12 protein-coding genes are annotated in these 17,186 nt (G+C 44.0%); 6 read left to right on the top strand and 6 right to left on the bottom strand.

The genetic code is table 11. From position 1 onward, the window contains the following. Positions 1-15: 15 nt before the first annotated feature. The 3 genes from Q0081_RS04935 (at position 16) to Q0081_RS04925 (ending at position 4,982) form a co-directional block, all read left to right on the top strand. Entirely contained in the window at positions 16-1,245 is a 1,230-nt protein-coding gene (locus Q0081_RS04935) for a carboxypeptidase-like regulatory domain-containing protein (protein WP_298349958.1), read from the top strand. A 107-nt stretch (positions 1,246-1,352) separates the two neighbouring features. Then, complete coding sequence (locus Q0081_RS04930; protein ID WP_298349957.1) at positions 1,353-3,398, top strand: S9 family peptidase; 2,046 nt, start codon at positions 1,353-1,355, stop codon at positions 3,396-3,398. A gap of 51 nt (positions 3,399-3,449) precedes the next feature. Next, entirely contained in the window at positions 3,450-4,982 is a 1,533-nt protein-coding gene (locus Q0081_RS04925) for a M20/M25/M40 family metallo-hydrolase (protein WP_298349955.1), read from the top strand. Positions 4,983-5,075: 93 nt separating this feature from the next. On the opposite strand, the gene Q0081_RS04920 is transcribed toward Q0081_RS04925, so the two are convergent. The 3 genes from Q0081_RS04920 to Q0081_RS04910 all read right to left on the bottom strand — a co-directional run bounded on the left by Q0081_RS04920 (position 5,076) and on the right by Q0081_RS04910 (position 8,330). Continuing rightward, a complete protein-coding gene (locus tag Q0081_RS04920) occupies positions 5,076-5,591 on the bottom strand; it encodes a GtrA family protein (protein WP_298349953.1) in 516 nt (171 codons plus the stop codon). 184 nt (positions 5,592-5,775) lie between these two features. Beyond that, the gene (locus Q0081_RS04915; RefSeq protein WP_298349951.1) at positions 5,776-7,965 is read right to left on the bottom strand and encodes a M56 family metallopeptidase; all 2,190 of its coding nucleotides are present in this window, start codon (positions 7,963-7,965) and stop codon (positions 5,776-5,778) included. After that, a complete protein-coding gene (locus tag Q0081_RS04910) occupies positions 7,962-8,330 on the bottom strand; it encodes a BlaI/MecI/CopY family transcriptional regulator (RefSeq protein ID WP_298349950.1) in 369 nt (122 codons plus the stop codon). The genes Q0081_RS04915 and Q0081_RS04910 overlap by 4 nt, the downstream gene beginning before the upstream one ends. Before the next feature lie 290 nt (positions 8,331-8,620). Between Q0081_RS04910 and Q0081_RS04905 the strand changes: the two genes are divergently transcribed. Genes Q0081_RS04905 through Q0081_RS04895 form a run of 3 tightly spaced genes read left to right on the top strand, consistent with a single transcriptional unit; the run spans position 8,621 to position 12,357 of the window. Next, positions 8,621-9,664 (top strand): DUF5686 and carboxypeptidase-like regulatory domain-containing protein, encoded by a 1,044-nt coding sequence (locus Q0081_RS04905; protein WP_298349948.1) that lies wholly within the window; start codon positions 8,621-8,623, stop codon positions 9,662-9,664. Then, positions 9,643-11,064 (top strand): hypothetical protein, encoded by a 1,422-nt coding sequence (locus tag Q0081_RS04900; RefSeq protein WP_298349946.1) that lies wholly within the window; start codon positions 9,643-9,645, stop codon positions 11,062-11,064. Before Q0081_RS04905 ends, Q0081_RS04900 begins: the two co-directional genes overlap by 22 nt. Before the next feature lie 39 nt (positions 11,065-11,103). Then, a complete protein-coding gene (locus tag Q0081_RS04895; protein WP_298349944.1) occupies positions 11,104-12,357 on the top strand; it encodes a glutamate-5-semialdehyde dehydrogenase in 1,254 nt (417 codons plus the stop codon). Positions 12,358-12,420: 63 nt separating this feature from the next. Here the strand turns inward: Q0081_RS04895 and Q0081_RS04890 are convergent, their stop codons facing one another. The 3 genes from Q0081_RS04890 to Q0081_RS04880 form a co-directional block, all read right to left on the bottom strand. Beyond that, positions 12,421-15,537 carry a glycosyl hydrolase gene (locus Q0081_RS04890; protein ID WP_298349942.1) on the bottom strand — a complete coding sequence of 1,039 codons (3,117 nt, stop codon included), beginning with the start codon at positions 15,535-15,537 and terminating at the stop codon, positions 12,421-12,423. Positions 15,538-15,766: 229 nt separating this feature from the next. Then, complete coding sequence (locus Q0081_RS04885; RefSeq protein WP_298349941.1) at positions 15,767-15,967, bottom strand: hypothetical protein; 201 nt, start codon at positions 15,965-15,967, stop codon at positions 15,767-15,769. Positions 15,968-16,083: 116 nt separating this feature from the next. Next, positions 16,084-17,160 carry a hypothetical protein gene (locus Q0081_RS04880; RefSeq protein ID WP_298349939.1) on the bottom strand — a complete coding sequence of 359 codons (1,077 nt, stop codon included), beginning with the start codon at positions 17,158-17,160 and terminating at the stop codon, positions 16,084-16,086. Positions 17,161-17,186: the final 26 nt, after the last annotated feature.

Raw genomic sequence — 17,186 nt, 5'->3', positions numbered from 1 at the left:
CTAAAAACCCCATCTATGCGCCCTCTTATTATCACATTATGCTGCCTGCTATCGGCATTCTCTTTACACGCCCAAGGAGGCTATTTGCTGCTTTCGGGCAAAGTCATTGACAAAGTCACTCAAAAACCTGTTCCTCATGCGTACGTGGGGATGATGACCAAAGGCACGGGTACCCTTACTAACGACGACGGTCAGTTTTTTTACCGCTTCCCGCGTATCGCCGCCGACTCAGCCGTGGTAGTAGCTATGATGGGTTATCAACCTTTTCGACAAAAAGCGTCGGCCTATCAACTCAATCAAAAGGATGTGATTATTGAGCTCCAACCTGCGCAACCGCGGGTAGTGGACAGTTCGTACATCAAAACCTTTGAAGCCCGAAATTGGGTATCGGACGCTTTGGGTAAAATCAAAAAAAACAACCCTCAGGTACCTTATTTGCTCAGTGGTTTTTACCGAGAATCGCTTCAGCAAAATGGCGAGTACGCCGAAATCCGCGAAGCTGTGCTTCAAACTGAAAAAGATCCTCGTCCTAAAATCCTGATTCCTGAAAAAGTAAAAGCCATCCGCGGCCGCACGTATGCCAGCGAAAGCCGCTCCAAAGCCTTGGAAGGTTATGCATTCCCGAACGGTGCCACCATCGTAACCCACTCGGTTGACGTTGGTATTCCTGAATATCTGGACGGAAAGAACCTCTATGATTATGTGTATGAATTAGACGACAGCATTTTGTATTACCTGGACAAACAAGTCTATCGAATCCTGTTTCGTCCTGTCAACGCAGGCATCAAAGCAGCCCGTACGGGTATGATTTGCATCAATGCGGCTGATACCGCCATTGTACGCATTGAGTACGATTTTACGTCGGAAGGCGTCAAAGATGTGATGAAAACGAGTACGTCAGACAAAGTATTCGGCAAAACCAAACGCGAACCGAAGCGCCTTTATACGTGCATCAACTACAAACCTTTTGGAGGAAAATGGTATTTGCAGGATTATCGAATGTTGTTGGATACGCAGTTTGAACAGAAAAACACGCAAGTACTCGGCACGATTAAATTACAATTTGTCACCACAGAAATTCAGAAAAGTAACGGTAATCGTATACCCGAAACTGACATATTGATTGACACCGAAAGTTTCTCCCAACAAAGTGTACCCAAGTATGACGAAGTGATTTGGGGAAATTTCAATTTTATCATTCCTACCGAATCAATGCGACTGATTGTTAACACGTTAGTAAAATAAAGGCTCTTTTTATTTCAATTTAAAATCTTTTTCAAAATTGGTCAGAGGGTTGTGTTGTCCTAAAAGCTAAATTATTTAACTTTAAGGGCAATCCAACCCTTCCTCTAATGAGAATACTTTTTTTACTGCTATCCGCATTTTTATGCGCGACTGCCTTCGCCCAAGCGCCAAGTATCCAACAATCTCTTTCGATGAAAAGCGTCGGCAGTCCCAGGATTTCGCCTGACGGAAAGTGGGTGGCCTACACAGTTTCTGAAACCAATTGGGAAGAAAACGCCTACGAAACCGAAATTTGGCTGGCCAATGTCGGAACGGGAGAGAAATTTCAGCTTACCAATTCCAAAAAGTCAAACAGTAGTCCCGTTTGGGCTCCCGATGGCAAAACATTGGCCTTTCTTTCTACCCGCGATGATAAAAGTCAAATCTATATCATCAATCCGCAGGGTGGCGAAGCCAAAGTACTCACCAAATTTGAAACGGGGGTTTCTTATTTTGAATTTTCGCCCGATGGAAAATCCATTGTTTTTGCCGCTACCGTACCCGATTCCAAAGCTTTTAAAGACCGCGTTGAGAAATACAGCGATTATGAAGTAGTGCACGAAGATTACAAAATGACGCATTTATATTCTTTCCCGATTTCGGACACCGATTCCAAAATTCCAACACCAAAAGCTCTAACCAAAGGAGTTGACTATTCAGTAGGTAGTTTTTCAATCTCACCCGACGGAAAAAAAATAGCCTTCGATGCCACCAAAGACCCCGATTTAATCAACGGACATACCGCCGATATTTATGTGCTTACGTTAGCGGACAGCACAACGCGCAAAATCGTCTCTCTCAAAGGGCCCGACAACAGTCCCATTTGGTCGCCCGATGGGAAACAAATTGCCTTCGCCACTACCAACCAGAACGAGTTTTATTTTTATGCCAATCGTCTCATTGCTACTGTTCCAGCCGAGGGTGGTGTACCCGTAGTTTTAAGCCAAAGTTTTGACGAAAATGCCAATTTGCTGAAATGGTCGGCGGAAGGGATTTGGTTTGCGGGCTTTCAAAAAACCGCTTCTCATTTATTTTTATTGAATCCTGATAATAAGCAAATTACTAAAATCACGAAACCCGACAACGTCGTAGCATCACAGTTTTCTTTTTCAACAGATTTCAAACAAACGGCCTTCGTCATGGCTTCTCCCAACCGGATGGCAGAAATTATGGTACGGGATTTGGCAAATTCAACGATTGCTTCTTCTGATAAATCAATCAAGAAACCAGGGAAAACACCCAAAGCTATTACCTCAATAGCCGATTCGCCAAAAAATCTAACGCAAATGAGTGATCAGCTTAAACCGTTCAAAACCTCAAATCGCGAGGTAATCAGCTGGAAATCAAGCGACGGAACGGTTATCGAAGGGATTTTAATCAAACCTGTTAATTTTGATTCTATCAAAAAATATCCTTTACTCGTCGTCATCCACGGCGGACCGACGGGCATTGATTTGCCTACTGTAGTTGCCGATCGCATTTACCCGGTTGAGCAATTTGCCGCCAAGGGTGCGCTGGTTTTACGCCCCAATTACCGAGGCTCCGCGGGCTACGGAAGTGCATTTAGAGCATTAAACGTACGGAATTTAGGAGTGGGAGATTATGCGGACGTGATTTCGGGCGTAGATTTTCTGATTGGCAAAGGATGGGTAGATAAAGACAAAGTGGGTGCCATGGGCTGGAGTCAAGGGGGTTATATTTCGGCGTTTATTACTACTTTCAGCGACCGCTTCAAGGCTACATCGGTCGGTGCAGGTATTTCTAACTGGGCCACTTATTATCAAAATACGGACATTACCCCTTTCACCCGCCAGTACCTGAAAGGCACGCCTTGGAACGACCCCGAAATTTATCAGAAAACATCTCCCATCAGCTACATCAAAACAGCCAAAACCCCTACCCTTATCCAACATGGAGAGTTGGACAAACGTGTACCGATTGCTAATGCTTACGAATTGCGACTGGCATTAGAAGATAACAATGTACCCGTTAAAATGGTGGTTTACAAAGGTTTTGGCCACGGAATTACCAAACCCAAACAAATGCGACAGGTAATGGAAGAGAATTGGCAGTGGTTCGGTAAGTGGGTTTTTGGAGAAGAAAGTACGCATTAACAACTGAACATCCTTTACTTGGTTTTAAACAATCAACCATCTTTTAGTCCCATGAAAAAGCAATTTTTACTCTTTTTTCTTTTTGTTCTCTCCCTTACGGCAATTGCTCAGAACAAGTTTGACCTAGAAGCAACTACCCAAAAACACGCAAAAAACTACTACGGCGATTTGTACGATTTTATGAGTTTGCCGAGCAATGCGCACATCAAAGAACACATTCAACCCAATTTGGATTGGCTGAAAAAAGCGTTTGAAAAACAGGGATTTACCACCGAGGCTCTGCCAACGGGCGGACATCCCGTGTTTTTTGCGGAACATAAACCCACGACTCCTACCAAAGGCTCGTTGAAAACGTTGCTGTTTTATATGCACTTCGACGGACAACCCGTTGAACCCGAAAATTGGCAACAGGAATCTCCTTATAAACCTGTTCTGAAAAAACGCACTGCCGACGGGAAATGGGAAACCATCGACTGGAACAATCTAAAATCAGGCTATGACCCCGAATGGCGCATTTTCGCCCGTGCTGTCTCGGACGATAAAGGACCCATTCTGATGTTGTTGGCCGCGTTGGACATCATGCAAAAGGAAAAAGTGCAGTCGCCCTATCATATCAAAGTCATTTTGGACAGCGAGGAAGAAATCGGCGCTCCGCATTTGGCCGATATGGTTAAAACGTATAAGAACAAATTAGCCGCTGATTTTCTGATGGTGATGGACGGCGGAAGACACCTTTCCAATGAGCCTACTTTGACGTACGGATGCCGAGGTATTGCCACCATTACGCTTATTACCTACGGCCCAAAAACACCGCAGCACAGCGGACATTACGGAAACTATGCCCCCAATCCTGCCCTGCGTATGGCACAATTGCTGGCTTCTATGAAAGATGAAGACGGTCGCGTGACGATTCCGGGCTATTACGACGGAATCACGATTGACGCCAATGCCCGCAAAATCTTGGCTGCCGTGCCCGATGACCCGGAAATGATCCGACAAAAATTGGTTTTCAGTCAGCCCGATAAAGTAGGTACCAATTATCAGGAAGCTTTGCAATATCCCTCTTTGAATGTGCGGGGTTTGGTCTGTGCCAACATCGGCGAAAAAGCCAACACCATTGTTCCCAACGAAGCCACCGCCGAAATTGACCTTCGTTTGGTTCCTGAATCCAGTCCGGACCAACTCATTGGGTTGGTAAAGAAGCACATTGAGTCAAAAGGATACGTAATTCTAAACCGTAAACCTACGGACGAAGAACGGCTCAAATACCCCAAAATAGTGACTTTGCTCGAACGGGAATCAAGAATGTTGCCTTTCCGAACAGATTTCGGCATTTATCCCGATCGTTGGTTGACAGCAGCAATGATACGTACTTTTGGAAAAGCTCCTATCAAGATCCGTATGACGGGTGGTTCGGTTCCGATTGTGCCTTTTTTGCGTGAGCTAAATTTACCAGCCATTCACGTCCCGATGGTCAACATGGACAATAATCAGCACGCAGCCAATGAAAATCTGCGATTGGGAAATTATGTGGAAGGAATAAAAACCTGGATGGCGATATTGACGCAGGAGGAAGTAAAATAGAATGACGAGTTCAGAATGCAGAGTGTCGAATTATTTTTCCCATTTGACATCGCACGGGCGACCCCGTCTGCACTTGACATTCGACACTTAATTTTATTCGTCTTTCCCTAAATTCAAGGCTACTTTGGCGCGGTCATAAAACCCTGTACTTTTAAAAGTGAAAGTTTTATGCAGAATGTAATTGCTGACAAAACTACAACCCATGGCAATGAGTACAGAAATCGATTCATTCACATTTATCTCGAAGGATTTATCAAAAAGCGGGGCAAAAGAAATAACGTAGTGATGTTCTGAAAAGAACTTGTTAATAATTATCAGTGAGGCGGTAGAAATACCAGTCGTAATTCCAAATGAGATAAAGACGACAATGCCGAATTTAATCATTTCACGACGGGTCTTATTTGTGCTGCGTGCGTCAAAAGCAAACATTTTTGTTAGGATAAATCCAACAACAGAAGATGCAATGTACCCTAACGCTACTGATGTGGTAAAACCGTAATAATTCCTAAAAAAACTCCCTGCTATAAATTGGACTCCGGCTCCGGCTCCGGCTACCAAAAAATAAACGATGAGGTCTTTGAGATTAAAAAGCGTAGATTTCTTCTTCACAAGTGTGTTTTAAACTACATGAGGAGGCAAAATAAGTGCATTTTTGACAGCCGCCCAAACTTACTCTGTAGTTTTTATTTCTCGGCTAAAACCGATTTGCCACTCTAAAAGGGCTAATTTCCTTCATTGCGAAGAAACAAACCCTTTCAGAGTGGCAAAACTGGTGTAACAAAATCAGTCAACTTTATTTCTTCTTTGGCGCTGCGGGCGCCGCCGGAGTAGGTGCCGTGGCGGCCCGGGGAGTACGTGGTAACACCACTGCCCGAGGTGCTCTTACATTGACTCTTGAAGACTTTGCAGGTACTGCATCAATGAATGGCGATGCAGACATAACCGGCCGCGGTGTTTTTACTCTGGCCCTTTCAACAGGAGGTGGCGGAGGTGGCAACATGTGCGCCATTTCAGAAGAATAACGCTCCATTTCACGTGCATATTTTTCATTCATTTCCTCCAACTTATGCACTTGTTTTTCTAAATCCTCTACGGGTTGGCGAGCGGTTTTGATTTGCTGTCTCAACTCGGCCGTTTGTTGGTTCAACTGTTGAATCTGCGTTTCTTGCTGTTTAATTTGCTCTTCAAACTGCGCCAATTCTTTTTCTACCTCAGTTTCCGATTTTTTTACTTTTTGGCCTTCATGGTACATCGTTCGGTTACGCTTTTCGAGCAATTGGCTGCGTTCGTCGTAAAACTTGCTTCTTTTCCACTCCAGCACTTCCATTTTACGCTCCAGCTCACTGGTTTTAAATTCGTATTGCTCCATTTCGAGCCGCAGGGCTTCCATTTTTTGGTGTTGGGGCTCCATCATTCGGCTCAGGCTGTCCATTTTACGTTGGTGGAAAGCCATTTTAGCATTGTCTACTTGGTTCCATTTGGCCTCATATTCATTAGCAGCGACCCATTTTCCATTAACAAGTACAGAATCTACAATTTTAGTCAATAAATTCTCATCCGATGACCAAACTTCTAATTCCTTAATCACATTATTCTCGCCTAAATCAAGCGAGTCTAATTTTACATAAAACTCCGACAGTTGCTTCAAACCTTTTCCCAGCCCTTTAAAACCTTCATCAAAAGATGACTCCCACTTATGAAGATATTCTAAAATGTCCTTTTGCTGTTTGTTTTGGATATCATTTATACTTAATTCACCCAACTCTATTTTATCTCTCAATTTTTGCAATCGGGATACTTCATCGTTAGAAAGTTGTCGATGCTCCCAAAGGACTTTAATTAACACTAATTTACTATTTTCTTGATTCATTTCTATTCGTGTGCCGCCTTCCTTTTCTGTTATATTAAAAATACTGTTATGTTTCATTTTGGAAATTTTCGCTTTCGCCTGTTTTGGTTTTCCATCCTGCTGAAAGGCGTAAACAGATACCCCAAATACTAACAACACAAATAGAACCAACACATTGGGACTCATTCGGTGCTGTGGTTTTTCTGTAACTCCCAACACACGTTTTACCCGCTGCAACATCATTCCTTTTTTGGAAGCAAAGGCCATGGCCAATGCCGGCGACTGACGAAATGCCTCTACCTCTGCCAAGGCCCGCGCAAAAGCAAGTTTATCGCCACACACTTGAACCGCCACATCGTCGCAGCAATGTTCGCGCTCAGCACGCACTCTTGACGACAACCACCACAAGGCAGGATGAAAGAAATAGACCACTTCGACTAAGGATTGAATGAGATTTACCAAATAATCAAAACGTTTTACGTGCGCCAATTCATGCGCCAAAATCGCCTCTATTTGCTTTGTAGTCAAGCCCGTAGCCAAGCCAACGGGAAGCAACACAACGGGTTTAATAAAACCAATCACCACGGGTGTACTCACTCGAACCGACTCAAACAAATGCACCGTAGAACGGATGTTGAGTTTAGCAGCGATTCGACGAAACATCTCCTGAATGCGCGATTCGGTCAATCGAATTCCTTCGGCTTTCAGTTGTTGCACATAAATCCAGCTTCCTACCAAACGAAGCAGCAACACCGAAGCCCCAATGACCCAAAACAGGACAATGGTGTCTAAGTTGCTTTGTAAAAACCAAAGGGTTTGATTGTACCAAGGCATTGAAACCATCACTTGTGTACTTTTTGTAACAAACGGTTGGGCAAAGTGGGTTACTTTCGGCATGGCAACCTGTAATGCCCGAGGCTGATAATACAAGGCAAATGTACCTGCCGAAACCAAAATTTGCAGGAATAAAGCCGATATGCCCGTCCAATAACGTCCATAGCTGGCTCGGCGACGCAGCAAAAACAAAATACCGGCCGCTAAGACAGTAATGGCGAAACCTTGCCAAACGGCGTGTAGAAGCATCCAGCCAAAAGCGTGGACAATGGGGTCAGTAGAAAATGAGAAAAGTTTCATGGCTGTTGTTCGATTTGGTCTAATAGTTTACGAATTTCGTCTAATTCGGCAGGAGTGGATTTGTGATTTCCCAAGGCGTGCATGACCAGCTTGCTTGCAGAGCCGCGAAAGGCCGTATCCACAAAACGCTCTAACAACGTTGATTGCGTTTCTTCCTCGCTGACATTGGCTTCATATACGTGCGAGCGAGCCTCTTCCAATCGAGTCAATAGGCCTTTTTCGTACATGATCTGCATCAATTTGAGCGTAGTGGTGTAGCCTACTTCTCTGTTTTCGGCGAGGCGCTCGTTTATCTGTCGCACCGTACAGGGGCCTTCCTGCCAAAGCACCTGTAAAATTTCAAGTTCAGAATCGGTTGGTTTCATTTTTAATGGTGAATTGCGAATTAGTGAATGTGGGTGCATTTTTGATAGCGCGAGGCTCTGCCTCGTGTTTACTATTGGCAGGCTTCCAGCCTACCGCTCTTTCGGATTTACAATCCGAAAGGTAAATGAAAGGGGATTTGTAATCCTCGACAAATCATCTACGAATGATTTCGTAGCAAACATATACGAAGAGTTTCGTAATACCAAATTTTTTGTACGAAATATTTCGTAGATGAGATTTTAAAATCTATTCAGAAAAAAAACGTTTTATCGGTAAACAGCCATTTAAGATGATGAGACGCATTTTACTGCTTCTTTTTTTATATACTCAAGTCGCTTTTGGTCAAAAAGTTACCATAAAAAATACCGTAACCGACGCAAAAGACAACACTCCACTTTCGTTTGTAAGTGTACGAATCAAAGGCCAACCCAAAGGAACACTAACCGATATTGAAGGGCGTTTTGTCCTCCAAGTCAATCCTGCCACTGATACGCTTGTATTGAGTTTGATTGGCTATGAGTCGCTGCAAATAGTACTCTCTGACAAAGCGAACCAACGCCCCTTTAAGCTTTCGCAGAAAATCAATGATTTGGCCGAAGTACGCATTCGTCCTTCCGAAAACCCTGCTTGGGGCATTATTCGTAAAGTGTTAAAAAATCGCCCTATCAACGACCCTAACCAACTGGATGCCTACAAAGCCAATGCTTATACCAAAATTTTGGTGATTGCAGATAGCCTCCGAAAAGTACAGAAAGACTCCTCCAAAAAAGTAATAGGCACAACGAAGGTTTCGGCCCCCATCTATATCTTAGAAAACTTCAGTGAGTTGATTCACAAAAAACCCAACAAAAACAAAGAGACAATCATCGCGTCAGTCAATAACTTAGCGCAAGTGTATAGCCAAATGGCTAATTACTTACCGCATGATTTACACAAACTATCCTTCTACGACGACCTCTACAATTTCACGATTCTGAAAAGGTTTTATGTGAATCCTATCAATCCAAAAACGTTTTCACAATATGACTTCAACATCGAAGATACTCTCTATCAGGAACGAGACACCACTTTTGTGATTAGTTTTAAGCCCTACCCTAAATCAAATTTTGATGCCCTAAAAGGCACTCTATATATCAACTCCGACCAATATGCCATTGAGCGTATTAGTGTAGCCCCTACCGACACACTACAAAATTTCACTTTCAGAATTCAGCAAGAGTATCATAAAGTAAATGGGCGATGGTTTCCCAAGACAGCTACTACGCGTCTCTTACTGGGTACGCGGGCAAGGGGTACTAGGCCCTGTTTCAAATGCGATTTACTACCTATTTGAACAACATCGAAATTAACCCCGACTTAGACGATAAGCTATTTGACGAAGTGCAACGCGCCATGCGTCCCGCTGCCATCCGCCAAACAAACGAAACATTTAAAAGTTTCAGAACCGATACGCTGGCTGCTTGGGAACAAAAGATGTACACTAATTTTAAGAAACCAAACAGCCTCATCAGCAGGTTAGACTCTACTTACGGGCATATTTTGGCGAGCTTGTTTTCTAATCTTTTTGAAATAGGGCCCATTGAACTACAACCCGGCGACTTTTTAAACGGAAACTCCATTGAAGGACCCAGGTTAGGAATGGGTTTGCAAAACAACCAAAGTCTTAAACCACGATTTAGGCTGTATGGCAGTGCGGGTTATGGGCTAAGAGATGCCCGCTGGAAATACAAAGTGCTTGGAAGTTGGCATATTACCAAAGACCGTTTCAACAAGTTGAGTGCCTATGTTCAAAATAGTATTACCCAACCCGGAACAACCGAGTTTTTAGGCCCTAATTTCCTCATCGAACCCGAAACCTCGTTACCTTTTTCTACCAGCAAAGACAGCCTGCCGATTCAGGCCGATTATTTTCGGAAATACGGCGTTTCTCTGCACTTCAAGCCCTTTGCATGGAGTTGGTTTAGAATCGCAGTCAACCGAGAACAGCGAACGCCCAATTATGCCTACACTTACGAAGGTCGAAACGCTTTTGAAATCACTGAACTGGTTCTGGATTGGAGTTTTGCATTCAAAGAAAACCTGTACCGAACTGGACGAATGGAGTCTATCGTCAATCGCTTTTTCCCCATTATCAACGTTCAGGTATCTAAGGGGCTTCCCACCTTGGGTAGTGAGTTTGATTACTGGCGTATTGCGGTTCAGATATACTATCAAATCCGAACCAAACGAATGGGTTTCAGTAATATAAAAGTAGTGTCGGGATTTATCAACGGCGATTTACCCTATCCCTATTTGTTTGGCTCACTGGGTAGTAGTGGCCTTGTAAATGTAGCCGGTTTGAATTCCAGCGGGTTTCCCTTGGCTACTTTTCGTACACTACCTACCAATGACTTCATTGCTGACCGATACGCCGCCCTGTACTTTAGCCACGATTTTAGCCAGACGCTGTTTCGTTTTCGGAGCAAATATACCCAACCGCGCTTGTTGCTATACAACAATGTTTTGGCGGGAGCATTACGTCAATCCGAAAAACACCAGTTTAGTTGGGAGTTTCGTACCAATCAGCTTCATGCCGAAGCAGGGCTCGAAATACGCGATTTGCTTCGAATTCCTATCAAGGGCGTTTTTATAGGTACGGGGGTTGGAGTTGCGTATCAGTACCTTCCATCGCCTAAGTCAGACTGGCAGTACAACGCGCAAGCTTATTGGTTAGGCATAAGTTTGAGCCGTTGAGTTACAAAGTTATTATCTTTGTAGCTCAACTTTATTTCAATGACCACCACAATTGTTCCCCAACTTCAAGCTACGCAGCAAGCCGCGGCCCAAATCCGCCGTTTGACGAGTGAGCAAAAAACGACCTTGCTTAATCGTTTGGCTGACATACTGATTGAGAACAAATCTCATATCATGGCCGAAAACCAAAAAGATATGGAACGTATGCCAAACGGCGACCCGAAGAAAGACCGTTTGTTCTTAAACGAAAAACGGATTCAAGGTTTGGCGGAAAGCTTACGCGACGTAGCAAAACTACCAGACCCGTCGGGGCAGGTGTTGTTTGAACGAGAAATAGAACAAGGACTTAAACTCAAAAAAATAGCCGTTCCACTCGGTGTGGTAGGGGCCATTTTTGAATCACGCCCCAACGTAACGGTAGATGTAGCGGCACTGTGTCTGCGCTCAGGCAATGCCTGCGTGCTGAAAGGCGGGAAAGAAGCCGATTTTTCCAATCGCTGTTTAGTTGGGCTAATTCACCAAGCCTTGAAAGAAAATGGCATAGATACCAATGCGGTAATGCTTCTACCCACCGACCGTCAATTTGTAATGGAATTGCTCACGGCAACGCGTTACGTGGATATTATCATTCCTCGGGGGTCGGAGTCGTTGATTCAGTTTGTCCGTAAAAATTCATTGATTCCCACGATTGAAACGGGAGCGGGCGTTTGTCACGGTTACGTAGAAGCGACTGCCAACCTCGAAAAAGCGCGCGACATTGTGGTCAATGCGCGGGTTTCGCGCCCTTCGGTTTGTAATTCCATGGATTGTGTCATTGTGGACAAAGCCATAGCGGCTGAGTTTTTACCCATGCTCAAAGAAGACTTCATCAAATGGAACGTAGAGGTTTTTGCCGAAGAAGATTCGTACTCCATTTTTGAGCAAATTCACTATCCGATGCTTCAACACGCCCAACCACAGGATTTTGGGCGGGAGTTTTTAGATTATAAAATGGCTGTCAAAGTAGTCGATGGCCTCGACGAAGCCTTATCCCACATTCAGAATTATTCCTCGCGACATTCCGAAGCCATTATTTCTCAAAATCAAGTAGCGATTGACCGATTCTTAAATGAAGTAGATGCGGCAGCAGTGTATGCCAATGCTTCTACCCGATTTACCGACGGCGGGGTGTTTGGTTTAGGAGCCGAAATTGGCATTTCAACCCAGAAACTCCACGCCCGCGGGCCTTTTGCCCTCGAAAAGCTCGTTACCGAAAAATGGGTGGTTGTGGGCGACGGGCAGGTGAGGTGGTAATTCAAAATCTTCCCGAAAGTTTAGAACCGGCAGGCGTTCCTGTTTCGGGAAGATTCGACCATTCTATTTAGACCAAATGATTGCTTTCTTATAAGGTTGAAAAATGACGGGACCCACTAATCCGTACTCTTGAACGATGCCTCGGTCAGTCACTGCTTTGCTAAGTGTAAACAGGCGATTGTTTAAGGTAGTCGAAACCCGAACTTCTATTTTGTTTTCTCCTGCTTTCAACGTGCTTCCCAAATCTGCTTTGGCACTTATCTGGTCTATCGGCACTGTTTGGTCATTTACTTTCAGCGTAAAAGCATCTACCACTTGTCCCAAACTAAGCATAGCACCGTGGCTTGCACTGTTCCAAGTGCTTGGTAGGCTTAGCGTATAAGTATATGTACCCACGCCCGATACATTTTTCAGTTCGGCAATATCAGGCCAAGGTTGTAACGAATTCAAATTCAAGGTTATCAACGATTTCGACGTTTCTGCTCCTGCCGCACCCGTAGTGCCATATTTGTTTTTAGGTTGCCAATCTTCCACCTTCAAATTCCAGGCTGCTTGTGTGAGGTCTATCTTTTCGAGCGGGTTATCAATAGTCGTTTTTACCGTTTGTCCATTGCTCAACTGTGAGGTGTAATTTCCAGATTTTGAGGAATATACAACTATTGAACCATTCGATAAATGCCCCACACTTTCGGCGTCAGTTGCTGTCACAAAAACATTCGCAGGGGCAAAACCTAATTGAGCAGGGTTTTTAGTAATTCCTACTAATATAGATTCATCCACTGCCAAATTAATTGAGAAAGTAATGTGATTCCCGTCAGCGGTATAGTGGGCAATGGGTTTTATTTCGCCCGACCACGCATTGAGCAAAAAAGGCTGCCCTATTCCTTCTAAAGTCACTTTTGTAGCCAATGCCGAGCCAATTTTTGTACCATAATTCAATCCTTTTACTCTGATGGTCTTGGGTTCTTCAAAAATATTGCCTGGGGTCGTTGTCAGTCCTTTGTATTTTTCCTCGGTGGCGTTTGGCATCGCTGGTATTTGGTCGTCGCCTTGGTTGTACAAAAAGTAATAATCTGTGTCCGTTTTTTTGTCGTGGCGTCGCATAGTCATCAAATTAGATGGTTTTTCGGGGTTTGAGGCAGGCAAAATCCCCAACCACTTCAACAGTTTCGGGACTTCTGCCTCGGAAGCGGCTTTATGAACGGATTTTTCAAGCATTAGCTGCGCCAAAACTTCTTTCAAAGTAGCATCTTCAGCAGGTGTGTTGCCAGGTGTATTGGCAGGCAATTGCCCGACGATAATGACAGGAAGTCCTTTTTGGGCAAAATCTAACATCTTGCGGGCCGTAGCTACGGGCAAAGTATTTTTGGCAGGGTTAAAATTGGAAGCCGATTGCAAAAAACCATTCAAGACAAATGCCTTATAGGCAGGGCCTGCTTCGTAGAGGCGATTGTTTGAAACCGCAACTTGTGGTAAATTCAAAAGCGTTGGATTGAGGTAATCCCAAGTAAATCCTTCTTCTTGTAGCGAAAGGTCGTTCCAAAACCTAACGTTGCCTTTTCCTGCCACAAAAGGAGCTGGAAATGTATAATTTTGCATATAAACCGCAACGTCAATTTTGGCCACTCCCTGTTTCAATACTTGTTCATTTCGGGCCATCCAAGTATTGATATTTTTGGCTTCTGCGTACCAGATTGGGTTGCGTGGGCCCCAACTGTTGGCAAAATTTCCTTCACCAAAGGTATTATACCCAGGCCAAACCGACTTTGGATTAGACGTATAAGGATAAACATGATACACGCCTTTGCTCTGGCCGCTGGCAAAACATTTGTTCATTCGGACGATTATATCTTGAAACGTCTGCACATAATTGAGCGAACGTGCCGCTGCTAACTCATTGGAATACCACGTGTTTCCGCTGATATGGTTGGCCGATGCCATCGGACGATACACGTCTATTTGATCGCCTGACGAAAGCGTTTCGTGTTCGGGACGGTCTAAGTGATAGGTCACGTCCAACTGATCGGGGGTATTGACGGTAGGCACATCTTCGGGTTGAAGTCGCAAGGCAAGGTTGTAACTATTTGCCCAAGTTGTAAAAGGTTTGATTCGGTATTCTACAAATAAATCCGTCCGCACTCTGTTGTAATCGGCACGGATGCGGGTATCGGTTTTATTACTGTATGTATAATAATGGTCAATGTCTAAACCAGCCCCTTGGCGTCCCCAAACTCGGTCAATACCCGCATCAATCAAGGCTGGCAAATGGGTAATCAGGTCATAGCCTGCTCTTGTCTTAAACTCTTGAGCCATGTTGCTGCTCCACACATCGCTCGGCGCACCAAAGCCATCAATCGAGTGAGAATCCACAAAAATATCGCCACCGCCATTCTGTTTCAAAAGGTTTTTGATGCTTTCTGTCCAATACGATTCGTAACCAGCAATCAATAAATTGGTGCCTTCCAAACTAAAAACTTCGGGCTGAGGGTCAACCGTTTGCATTCTGAATGTAATCAAAACCCAATTGCCTTCACCGGCGGGGGCTGTCCAATTCAGTCGGGCAGTAGTTGAACCCCCGAAAAATCCAGCGGTATTGGTCTGCGTTATTTTATCGGTTAAAACGATTGCTGAAGGGTGGTCAATTGTAATTAATTTCGAGCCTTTTTCGGGCGATTTTGTGACTTTGTAAGCTTGTACAGAAAGAATCGTCCCTTTTCCCGGCAACGAATCATTAAAAACTTGTCCTCCCACAAGCAGCGTATCAGCCGCCGAAAGCGTTTTTCTTACAAAATCGTGTTTGGCCGAAAAATTGCCAGGAATCGGTGCGCCTGTTTTATACTTCAAACTCACCTTCATGCCTATTTCATTGGCTTTTTTCAAAACCGCTTCTATTTGGTTGAGCGTTGGCTCCCCCCCTTGGCCAATCTCTACGCCTGCTATGCCTGCCGCTTTGAGTTCGGTGAGTTGTTTTTCCAATTCAGCTATCTCGGCGGTTTCTGGCGGAAAGTTCCACCTTACCCACGGGAAGTCGGCTGAGGAAGGGTTGGCGAACGAACTAGCCGTGAGTGGTGTCACCGGGTTGAAGCGTTCATGGTTCTTTAGCTCAGTAATTTTTTTGCTACAACCGAAGATAAAGACTTGGGCAAGCAACAACGAGTAGAGTAATCTTCTTTTGGTCATAATATTATTTATAATATTTTTTATGGGAATATTACAAATATAGAAAGGCAAAATCGTTCATCTCTCTTAAATTCGACAGAAACATCAATAGACTCGACAGAATCTTTGATTTTAAGTAAATGTGCTAATTAGCAACTGACTACGTTGCAATAATCAAAGCTATTCTTGCACAAACACTTAATGGTCAATTGGCTCAGAATAACAAAACTCGAAACTACAATCCATAGTCTTAGCGTTTCCACCATTTACCCAACCTTTCTTTATCAAACGGCGAAAAATGCTCCACGTAGTTGGCATGGACATCCATCACCACTACCAGCGGGCGTTTGGTGCCAAACATTCCCTCTACTATTTCTGTCTCTGGATGACTGGCATATAGGTGAGTTCCTACTTTTAAAACAGGCCAGTTTTTTTCAGGGCTTCTTTCCAACTATCAAAATGATTACGAACCCCTACGGTGGCAAAACTGAGGTTGGGAGAAGTATATTTTTGGGCAAAAGTCGCCCAATTTGTCAACGCAGTTAGGCAGCTATCTTCCCATGTGTTTCAAATCAGTAAAAGTGAGTACTTCGACTTACTAATCGTTGTTAATATCACTTGGCTACTATCCAGTCCTAAAAGTGGCAGTGATGGTAAGGCCATACCAAGGACTGGTTTTTGGCTTTTCCATGTCTCGTACTTGAGTTCTTTCAGTTGTTGGGCACTCGGAAAATCACGTTCAAAACGCTCAATGAGTTCTTGTTTTCGAGGAAAATCTTTCTTCCACATCAGCAGTGTTATCAAGAGGGCTTCGCGGGTATGAGGTAAATGAGGAAGTTTCTGGTCAATCGCGTTGTAGAATTCATTCAATACCTCAAACAAATCTCCTTTGAGAGGTATGTCTTTTTGAATATGTTCTAACAAACACTGTTTATAGTCTAGCGACAGTATCGCCTCTTCAAGGGGTAAAATATGAAAAGGGGGGTAATACATCTCCGACGGTACAAACGAAGGATTCTGCCCTTTACGATACTCCTCAAACATGGCCGCAGTCCAACTTTTTGTAGCAACAAAAAACTTAGTCCGATAGTAGTATTGGGCTTGAAGAGCCGCCTTTACAAAACTATTTTGACCCACATCCGAGGTATCTTGGGTGGTTTTGTAAAGTTCCCAGCTTTTTTCTGCCAAATCCTGCATCAAGTTGGTGTATATATCGGTGGAGACGTTTTGCATCAACGGCCGTTTCGTCAGAGAATCATCTCCAAATACGCCTTGCTGGTACAAAAAACGATTAATATTTGCCGACTTATGATTTCCTTCAAATACAAAAGTTCCGTTGGTTTCTGTCCCTTTTAGGGTATCGCCTTTAGGCAGAAAAAAACGGTGTATGTAGGTGTGGTTGGCCGTGTCCATGTAATGAACATATACCACTTGCGAGCGTGCGATAGGTACTTTTACTCGTAGGAAATTTTGTTTGTCAATGGGCGTATCGCGGGAGGTAAACCTATAATTCTCCCAATCTATCAACGGCGTATAATTTAGGTTAGGCGTCTCAAATCTGAGTTCGAGTACGCTCGTGTTTGATTGGCTTCGCAGCTCAAAACTTAGCAAGAGTAGCACTGCTATCCATAATTTCGTTTTCATGGGTTGTTAGCTAATTTGACGTTCGT

Origin of the sequence: Runella sp., from assembly GCF_027484545.1 — a bacterium.
GTDB lineage: Bacteria > Bacteroidota > Bacteroidia > Cytophagales > Spirosomataceae > Runella.
Note: the sequence above shows the minus strand (reverse complement) of the source record. Positions and strands in the feature narration are given on the sequence as shown.